General features: G+C 67.5%; 8 protein-coding genes. 2 read left to right on the plus strand and 6 right to left on the minus strand.

The window, feature by feature from the left end; all coding sequences use genetic code 11:
- Window positions 1–36: 36 nt before the first annotated feature.
- From FL344_RS40005 to FL344_RS06300, 6 genes are all read right to left on the minus strand, one after another.
- Entirely contained in the window at window positions 37–267 is a 231-nt protein-coding gene (locus tag FL344_RS40005; protein WP_368667070.1) for a cittilin family RiPP precursor, read from the minus strand.
- The gene (locus FL344_RS06280) at window positions 267–1025 is read right to left on the minus strand and encodes an ABC transporter ATP-binding protein (protein WP_141591790.1); all 759 of its coding nucleotides are present in this window, start codon (window positions 1023–1025) and stop codon (window positions 267–269) included. Before FL344_RS06280 ends, FL344_RS40005 begins: the two co-directional genes overlap by 1 nt.
- The gene (locus FL344_RS06285) at window positions 1022–1990 is read right to left on the minus strand and encodes an iron chelate uptake ABC transporter family permease subunit (protein ID WP_141617878.1); all 969 of its coding nucleotides are present in this window, start codon (window positions 1988–1990) and stop codon (window positions 1022–1024) included. The genes FL344_RS06280 and FL344_RS06285 overlap by 4 nt, the downstream gene beginning before the upstream one ends.
- A complete protein-coding gene (locus FL344_RS06290) occupies window positions 1980–2942 on the minus strand; it encodes an ABC transporter permease (protein ID WP_141617879.1) in 963 nt (320 codons plus the stop codon). Before FL344_RS06290 ends, FL344_RS06285 begins: the two co-directional genes overlap by 11 nt.
- Before the next feature lie 12 nt (window positions 2943–2954).
- A complete protein-coding gene (locus FL344_RS06295; RefSeq protein ID WP_141617880.1) occupies window positions 2955–3941 on the minus strand; it encodes a siderophore ABC transporter substrate-binding protein in 987 nt (328 codons plus the stop codon).
- A 307-nt stretch (window positions 3942–4248) separates the two neighbouring features.
- Window positions 4249–5667, minus strand: a complete 1419-nt coding sequence (locus FL344_RS06300; RefSeq protein WP_141617881.1) for an NAD(P)/FAD-dependent oxidoreductase — start codon at window positions 5665–5667, stop codon at window positions 4249–4251.
- Between the two features lie 494 nt (window positions 5668–6161).
- Here FL344_RS06300 and FL344_RS06305 point away from each other — a divergent pair, with 494 nt between their 5' ends.
- Window positions 6162–7643, plus strand: a complete 1482-nt coding sequence (locus FL344_RS06305) for a hypothetical protein (protein ID WP_228564821.1) — start codon at window positions 6162–6164, stop codon at window positions 7641–7643.
- A 435-nt stretch (window positions 7644–8078) separates the two neighbouring features.
- Window positions 8079–8499 (plus strand): hypothetical protein (locus FL344_RS06310; RefSeq protein WP_228564822.1); only part of this gene is annotated, 421 nt, incomplete at its 3' end.

The raw sequence follows: 8499 nt of genomic DNA on the forward strand, positions 1-8499 counted from the left end.
CCCAACCGTCAGGGCGCAATGCCTGACGGCTTTTGACTAGTAATAGATATACGGGGCGGAGAGCTTGTCCGCGCGAGCAAACCGCATCAGCACAGCCAAAGAGTACAGGGCCTTCTTCATGGCGAACTCCTGGTTTGAGGTGGTGGCGTCTTGCTGTCTGCTGACGTCATGGCCAGCGCGGCGAAATGTGGCACAGCCCGAGAAGGCAGTGCAAGTGTATGTGATTAGTGGAAACCCCTTGCTTTCCAGGCTGGCGCGCCGCGCCATCACCGGTAGTGGGTGGCAATCCAGTCGCCTTCAATCTGCTGCACGGAGATGTCCAGCTCGTAGATGGCGCGCAGGACGTCGGGGCGCATGATGTCCTCCGGGCGGCCCTGGAACGCGACCTTGCCGTCGCGCATGGCGACGATGTGGTCGGAGTAGCAGGAGGCGAAGTTGATGTCGTGCAGCACCAGCACGAAGCTCTTGCCCAGCGTGTCCGCGGCGTGCCGGAGCCGCTTCATCATGGACACCGCGTGTTTCAGGTCCAGGCCGTTGAGCGGCTCGTCCAGCAGCACGTGGTCCGTGTCCTGGCAGAGCACCATGGCCACGAAGGCGCGCTGACGCTGGCCGCCGGACATCTCATCCAGGAAGCGGTCGGCGAGCGCGCTCAGCCCCATGTGTTCGATGGCCCGCTCCACGTGTTCGCGGTCCTGCACGGTGGGGCGGCCCTTGGTGTGCGGATAGCGGCCGAAGGTCACCAGCTCACGCACCGTCAGGCGGGCGGAGATGTGGTTGTCCTGCCGGAGGATGGCCAGCCGCTTCGCGAGCGTGTCCCCCGGCGTGGTGGTGACGTCCAGCCCGTCCACCCAGACGTTGCCCGACGACATGGGCATCACCCGGCTCATCATGGACAGCAGGGTCGACTTGCCCGCGCCGTTGGGGCCGATGATGGAGGTGATGCCGCCCACGGGCAGGCTCAGGGTGACGCCATCCACCACCAGCGTTTCACCGTAGCGCTTGCTGACGTTCTTCGCCTCGATCATCTCGTGGCCTTTCTCATGAGCATCGCGATGAACACCATCCCGCCGACGAACTCGATGATGACGCGTGGATTGGTGTCCAGGCGGAAGACGCGCTCCAGGATGAACTGCCCGGCGACCAGGGCGATGGCGGCGATGAGCGCGGCGGCGGGGAGGACGAACGCGTGCTGGTACGTCCGCATCACCGCGTAGGCGATGTTGGCCACCAGCAACCCCAGGAACGTCACGGGCCCCACCAGCGCGGTGGACACGGCGACCAGGATGGCCACCAGCGCCAGCACCCAGGACACCGTCCGCTGGTAGTCCACGCCCAGGTTGATGGCGGCCTCCCGGCCCAGCACCAGGACGTCACAGGCGCGCAGCAGCCGCAGGCCCAGCACGGAGACCCCCAGCGTCAGCACCGCGGAGAGCAGCAGCAGGTCGTGCTCCGGGTCGTTGAAGCTGGCGAAGAAGCGGTCCTGCAGGAAGATGAACTCGTTGGGTTCGATGACGCGCTGGACGAAGGACGACAGGCTCCGGAACAGCACGCCCATCACCACGCCGCTGAGCAGCAGCAGGTGGACGTTGCCCCGGGCCATGCCGAAGAGCCAGCCGTGCAGCACGGCGGAGAAGGCCACCATGATGATGACCTCCGCGCCGAACAGGAACCGGGGATCCAGCCCCGCCACGGTGGTGGAGCCCAGGAAGAACACCAGGCACGTCTGGATGAGCACGTACAGGTAGTCGAACCCCATGATGGCGGGGGTCAGCACGCGGTTGCCCGTCACCGTCTGGAAGAGCACCGTGGAGACGGCGACGGCGTAGCCCACCAGCAACGCGGTGGCGACCTTCTTCCCGCGGAAGGGCAGCACGAAGTCCCACGGGCCGCTCACGTCGACGAGCATGAACAGGGCCATGAAGGCCACGGCCACGCAGCCCAGCACGAGCAGGGGCCGCAGGGGGCTGACGGGCGGGGCGCTAGCTGGCACGGGCGCCTCGCTTCAGCAGGAGGTACAGGAAGAGCACGCTGCCGATGACGCCGGCGATGGTGCCTCCGGGAATCTCATACGGGTGGCGCACCACGCGGCCCACGATGTCGCAGAGCAGCACGAAGGCCGCGCCGCTCACCGCGACCCAGGGAATGGACCTGCGCGCGTTGTCGCCCATGACCATGCTGACCAGGTTGGGGACAATCAGGCCCAGGAACGGAATCATGCCCACGGTGACGACGACCATCGCGGTGACCAGGGCGACGATGACCAGCCCCAGCGCGACGATGCGCGGATAGTTCAGCCCCAGGTTGGCGGTGAACGTCTCGCCCATGCCGGCCACGGTGAAGCGGTCCGCGGCGGTGTAGGCGGCGCAGGTGAGGCCCAGGGTCACCCACAGCAGCTCGTAACGGCCGCGAAGCACGGTGGAGAAGTCGCCCGTGGTCCACGCGTTGACCGTCTGAAGCAGGTCGTACCGGTAGGCGAAGAAGGTCGTCGCCGAATCGATGATGCCGCCCAGAATCAGGCCCACCACCGGGACGATGAGGGCCGAACGCAGGGGAATGCGCCGCAGCACCAGCAGGAACAGCGCCGTCCCCGCGAGGGCGAAGACGGTGGCCACCATCATCTTCCCGAGCACCGGAAGGCCCGGCGCCAGCAGGGTGGCGGTCAGCAGGCCCAGGCTGGCGGACTCCGCGGTGCCCGCCGTCGTGGGCTCCACGAAGCGGTTGCGAGCAATCATCTGCATGAGGAGGCCCGCCACGCCCAGGGACGTGCCCGCCAGCATGACGGCGAACAGGCGCGGCAGCCGGCTGATGACCAGCACCTGGAGGGCGCGGTCATCCGGCTCGGGCGCGAAGAGGGCGCGCCAGGACACGTCACTGGCGCCAATCAGGAGGCTGACGACCGCCAACGTGACGAGGACGGCGGCGGCGGCGAACGCGCGCTTCACGGTGGGGATGGACTACTGGGCCTGCGCGTAGGCGCTCGCGACCTGGTCGCGGAGCTGTTTGACGGACTGGATGCCGCCGCCGGTCAGGTAGGTGACGCTGGGGTCCAGGTAGATGACCTGGTTCTTCTGCCAGGCCGTCGTCTGCCGCACCAATTCGTTGTCCAGCACCTGCCGGGCATTGCCTTCCTTCTGGCCGGTGGCGGCGTCCCGGTCGATGACGAACAGCCAGTCGGGGTTCTTCTCCCGGATGAACTCCGCGCTGATGGACTCGCCGTGCAGCGAGGTGCGCAGGCCCTCGGCGGCCTCGGGCACGCCGAAGTCACCATGGATGACGCCAAAGCGCGAACCCGGGCCATAGGCGCTCATGCGCCCTCCGGTGACGAGCACGACCAGGCCCTTGCCGCGGGTCGCCGTCACCTGCTGGAGGTCCGCCACCGACTTGCGCAGGTCCTCAATCAGGCCGCGCGCCTTCTCCTCCTTGCCGAAGACGCTGGCCAGCATCTCCGTGTTGGCAATCACCGAGGCGATGAAGTCCTTGCCGCTCATCGGCACGTCGATGGTGGGCGCGATGCGGGAGAGGTTCGAGTACTTCGCGCTGGAGCGGCCCCCGGTGATGATGAGGTCCGGCTTCGCGGCCTGGAGTGCCTCGTAGTCAGGCTCGAACAGGGTGCCCATGCGCGGGTACTTCGCGTCCCGGAACTGGGTCAGGTGCTGGGGGAACATGTCGCCGGCCACGCCGTGGACGTCCACCTCCAGGGCCTGGAGGATGTCCAGCGCCACCAGGTCGAACACCACCACCCGCCGCGGCTTCAACGGGACGACGGTGGTGCCTTGTCCGTGCGTCACCGTCCGGCCCTCTGGCGCGGCAGCCTCCGCGGCGGGAGCGGACGCGGCGGCGTCCGGGCGCTGGAACCTCACGCCCACCCACAGGACGGCCAGCACGACGACGACGGAAAGCAGGGCGAAGAGCGGAAGGGAACGCCTGTTGGATGGACTCACGGTGGTCGCTGGATAGGGTGATTTTGATTCTGCGAATCAGTCGCGCATCATAGATGCTTACGTCCGCACCGTCAAAGCCTGGGTGTTTCTTCTGAGGGGCGAGGAGGCTGGGGTTGCCCCCGTCAAGCCGGACAGCTCAGGGGGAGCGTTGGAGGTGCGGAGTTCGCGAGGCGCGTTCACCGAGGCCATGCATGGAGACGGCGCGAACCTCCATTGCCAGCCATTGGGCCGCACGCGCACGGACGTGCGCAGTTTCGCTTTCTTCGCGGAGCGGCTCGGCCGCCGCGTGCCTTCGCGCGCCGGTCCGTCATGGAGATGATGTGGGCAGGGCCGGGCGGATGTCTGTGTTCGCTCGCGCATGCAGGGGCATGAAGAGCGCGCGGGCGCCGTCCGCGAGCACCGGCAGGGCCACCGAAGGCTGGAGGACGGCGCCCAGCCCCGCCTGGAGATGCAGGACGCGGTTGAACTGCCGGTGCACGGCGGCGTCCTGGGAGCTGCGCTCCATCATCCGCCGGATGTACCAGTGCAGCACCCCCACGCCGGGCTTCCGCTGGCCAACGGCCTGCGGGTACTGCAGGTCGATGTTCGTGCCCATGAACCAGGGCAGGCGGATGGTGTCGGACAGGCGCTTGCGGAAGCGCTGGGCGAGTCCGTCGAGCGTCGTGGGGACGCGCCTGGCCTGCTCTTCGATGCAGGCGTGGAGCAGCGCCGCGCCCTGGGCCGCCACCGACATGCCCTGGCCGAAGACGGGGTTGAAGGCACACACGGCGTCACCGACGATGACCCAGTTCTCCGGGAAGCGCGCGAGGCGTTCATAGTGCCGCCAGCGGCTCTCCTTCACCTTGTGCAGGGTGAGCGGTCCCAATGGCCGGGCCTCCCGCAGGCAGGCGTACAGGTCCGGCTGGGGCAGTGAGCGGGCGAACGCGAGGAAGCCTTCGTCGTCCGTGGGCGCGTGCTCACCGAAGTACCCATTGAGGGTGACAATCCAGCGGTCCTGCTCCACGCGGCAGATGAAGCCAGTGCGCCAGTTCACCGGCGGACACGGGTACTGCATGAGGACCTTCCAGTCCTCCTGGCGGTGCGCGGGAGGTTCGTAGAGGCGGGTGGTGTACGCGAGGTCCACCCGCACCTGTTCCTCTTCGGGACGTGCATGGCCCAGGGCCTCCAGCCACTGGGGCGCACGCGAGCCCCGGCCCGTGGCATCCACCACCAGCGCGGCCTCCAGCGGTTCCTCCACGCCGGCCTTCTTCAACCGCACGCCGGTGACGCGCTGGTGGGAGGCGTCCGTGAGCAGTCCTTCGACCGAGACGCCGCCGTGAAACTCGACGTTGGGCAGCGCCAGCACCCGGCGCAGCACGTGCCATTCCAGGAAGGGACGCGTACACACCAGCAAGGGAAGTCCCTGGGGGACGCGCGACTTCCAGACGCCGAAGTGGTGCCACGCGACGTCCCGGGTCGAATCGATGAGCGCGGCCCCCTGGTCCTGGAGGTCCTGGAGGAGGCCGGGGAAGAAGCGCTCCAGGAGGCGGTGACCCGCGTCCAGCATCACGTGGACGTGCGTGCCCTGGGGAACACCCTTGCGCGCCGCGTGCGTATCGGGGAGCGGGTCCCGCTCCAGGATGATGACTTTCTCGAAGTGGTCCGCGAGCGCGCGGGCGCTCAGCAGCCCCGCCATGCTGCCGCCCATGACCACGGCACGTCCAAAGCGATGTCCAGGCACGTCCACGTTTCAGGCCCCCTGCGTTCCATCCAACGTGCCCGCTTCGGGTGAAGGCATGGCCTTCTCCCGAAACCAGTCGCCGTCAGTGGGTACATTTCATGGCGTGGGTCTGACGTGTGTTTGGAATGCGCACGCCCTGCCCAGGTCTGGCGTCTACTCAAAACCGTTCGCGGCCGGGGATACAGTCACGCATGTTGATGTGCGTGCTCGCCATGTTGGATTGGCACGCTGCGTACTGGGGCGCGGGCTGGCCATACTGACGCGTGTTTCCGCACTTCGCCGTACAGGCCTGCACGCTCTCGAACCCGTAGATGAGGTCTCCAGAACCGGGAGCTGGACGTCTCCATCGACTGGTTTTTTCCTCACCAGCGACCCGAGCGCACTTCCTTGGCCAGACGCCGTGTTGGATTTCCTGAAGCGGCCGGCCCTCCAGGGCAATGGGCGTTCGCCACCCTGCTTCCCACCGTCCCCCGGTTTCGGGCCGGAGAGGAGTGGTGCACATGCGCGTTGGAAGCTGGTGTGTTCTCGCGGGGCTGGGGATGCTGGGCTGTGGTGGTGTCGAGGAGGACGTGAGCGCCGCCACCAGGGACGCGCGAGTCCAGGCACACGCCTGTGCTCCCGGGGGCACCGTCTACAAGGTGAAGGACATCCTGCCTCCGGGCGCGCCGCTCCCGTCCCCCAACGTGCCGGTGCCCGACTCACTGACGAACGTGCAGGGCACGCTCTACTTCGGGTCGGACCTCTACGGAGACCGCGCCACCCTGTGGCGCAGTGATGGGACCTCCGTGGGCACCGTGCCCGTGAAGGAGTTCATCGCGCCGGGACCGGGCTACCAGGGACTGAGCGCGTTCACGCCGGTGGGCGCCCGCCTCTTCTTCATGGTGAATGAGTCGCCATTTGGAAGGGAGTTGTGGGTCAGTGATGGGACGGGAGCGGGCACGCGGCTCGTCAAGGACCTCGAGCCGGGGACCGCAAGTTCCTCGCTGTCCTACCTGGGACAGGCAGGGGACGTGCTGACGTTCTTCCGGAACTCCTCCGCGGGAGCCGGGGTGTCGCTGTGGCGCTCCGATGGGACGGAGGCGGGGACGTTCCAGCTCATGGCCTACGGACCGGACCAGGAGGTGTCGTCACGCTCAGTGGAGGTGGCGGGGGCGCGCTTGTTCACCATGAGCAGCACGGTGGCGGGCACCTGGCTGTGGCGGACGGATGGAACGGTCGCGGGAACCAGGCAGGTCAAGCGTCTGGACGCGGAGCGGATCTATATCTCCAGCTGGGAGCACACCGAGACGGGCGTGGGTGTCTTCACCTTCTGGGACTCGGGGGCCATCACGGAGGTCTGGAAGACGGACGGGACTCCGGGCGGCACCGTGCGCCTGGAGTCCTTCGGTGGCGATGTCCGGCTGCTGGGGGCCCTGGGTGGGCACGTCTATCTGTCGTCCGTGGTCGGGGGAGGGACCTCCTTGAGGGTGTCGAGGGTGTCGCTCGCGGGCGGTGGCAAGGAGACGGTGACCACGCTGCCCAACCGCTACGCGGGCCAGCCCGGCGCGTGGCCCTTCACGCAGATGGCGGTGCGCGCGGGCGGGAAGCTCTATCTGTCCGTGGGCATCGGCACGCCCGGGCCCGCGCCTCGCGAGGTGAGCCTCTGGGTAACGGATGGCACCGCGGCGGGGACGCGGGAGCTCAGCCGGGGCCTGTCGACGTCCGATGAGTGGGCTTCGCCGCTCTTCGACACTGGCGCCGGGACGCTGCTCTTCAGCTCGAACGAGGGCGGCACGGGCCTGGAGCCCTGGGTGACGGACGGCACGCCCGAGCGGACAGGTCTCGTCGCGGACCTCAGCCCCCTGGGCGGCTCCTCGCCCGAGGACTTCACCCGCGTGGGCGGCACCGTGTTCTTCCGCGCCTACTCCAACACCTGGGGTGACGCGCTGTGGGCCATGCCGACCAATGTGACATGCCCCACCCAGGAGCTCCTCGCGCGCTGACGCGCCGTAATGGCGTGAGGCGGTGGATGGCGGCGTGCGTCCGAGCCTGCCTGGAGCAAGGCTCGACGCACGCGGTCGCCGCCGGTGTCGGGAAAGTCCCAGTTGTGACATGAAATGTAACAACCAGGCATCCAGACATCAGTGATGGGGCTGGCTCTTGCCAGGAAATACGGGAGGATCCAAACGAGAATCCTGTCGTTGCGCGCCTCGTCGTGCTGGTGCGAAATGGTTGCGTTTGATGATGGGTTGCCGTGATTTGACCATTAGTCATGGTTGGATTATCTCTTCGTGCGCCACTTCATGACGCAGTCCTGAAGCCTGTCGTCCATGCCGATGGTTTGAAAGGGCAGGGCCTCGCTGAGCTGTGCAAGAGGCCCGGGCCCGGAGCCGCTCCTCTCGTCGTCCCGCAGTCCACCTCCACAAGGATGGTCGCCTGTGAACAGTCCCATTCTGATTCTGGGTTTGCTCGTGGCCAGCGCAGGCCCGAGTCATGCCGCGAACTCCTCGCGTGAAAGGGCGGCCAAGGTGAACTCCGCCAGCACCAGTGCCTCGACGGACCGCGTCTCCATGCAGGCCAATGGTGCGAGCCTGGTGGTCGAGCTCAAGACGGTGCGTGACCTCAGCGCGGTGGTCGTGACGGAGTCTTCTCCGGTGGCGTTCTGGCCCTTCCAGAAGAACGACGTCATCGTGCGCATCAACACGCAGCAGATTTCCCGCCCGTCGGACATCCTCTTTGTCTGGCGCACCGGAGCGCCCTCGTCCTTTGAGTTCGAGGTCCTCCGAGGCGGCACGCGGCTGGTGTTCACTGGCACGGCGGCGGAGTTCCCGGGGCTGGCCCTGCCCCCCACGCCGGAGC

The sequence above is a fragment of the Myxococcus sp. AB036A genome, from assembly GCF_006547355.1.
In the GTDB taxonomy this organism is placed as follows: domain Bacteria; phylum Myxococcota; class Myxococcia; order Myxococcales; family Myxococcaceae; genus Myxococcus; species Myxococcus virescens.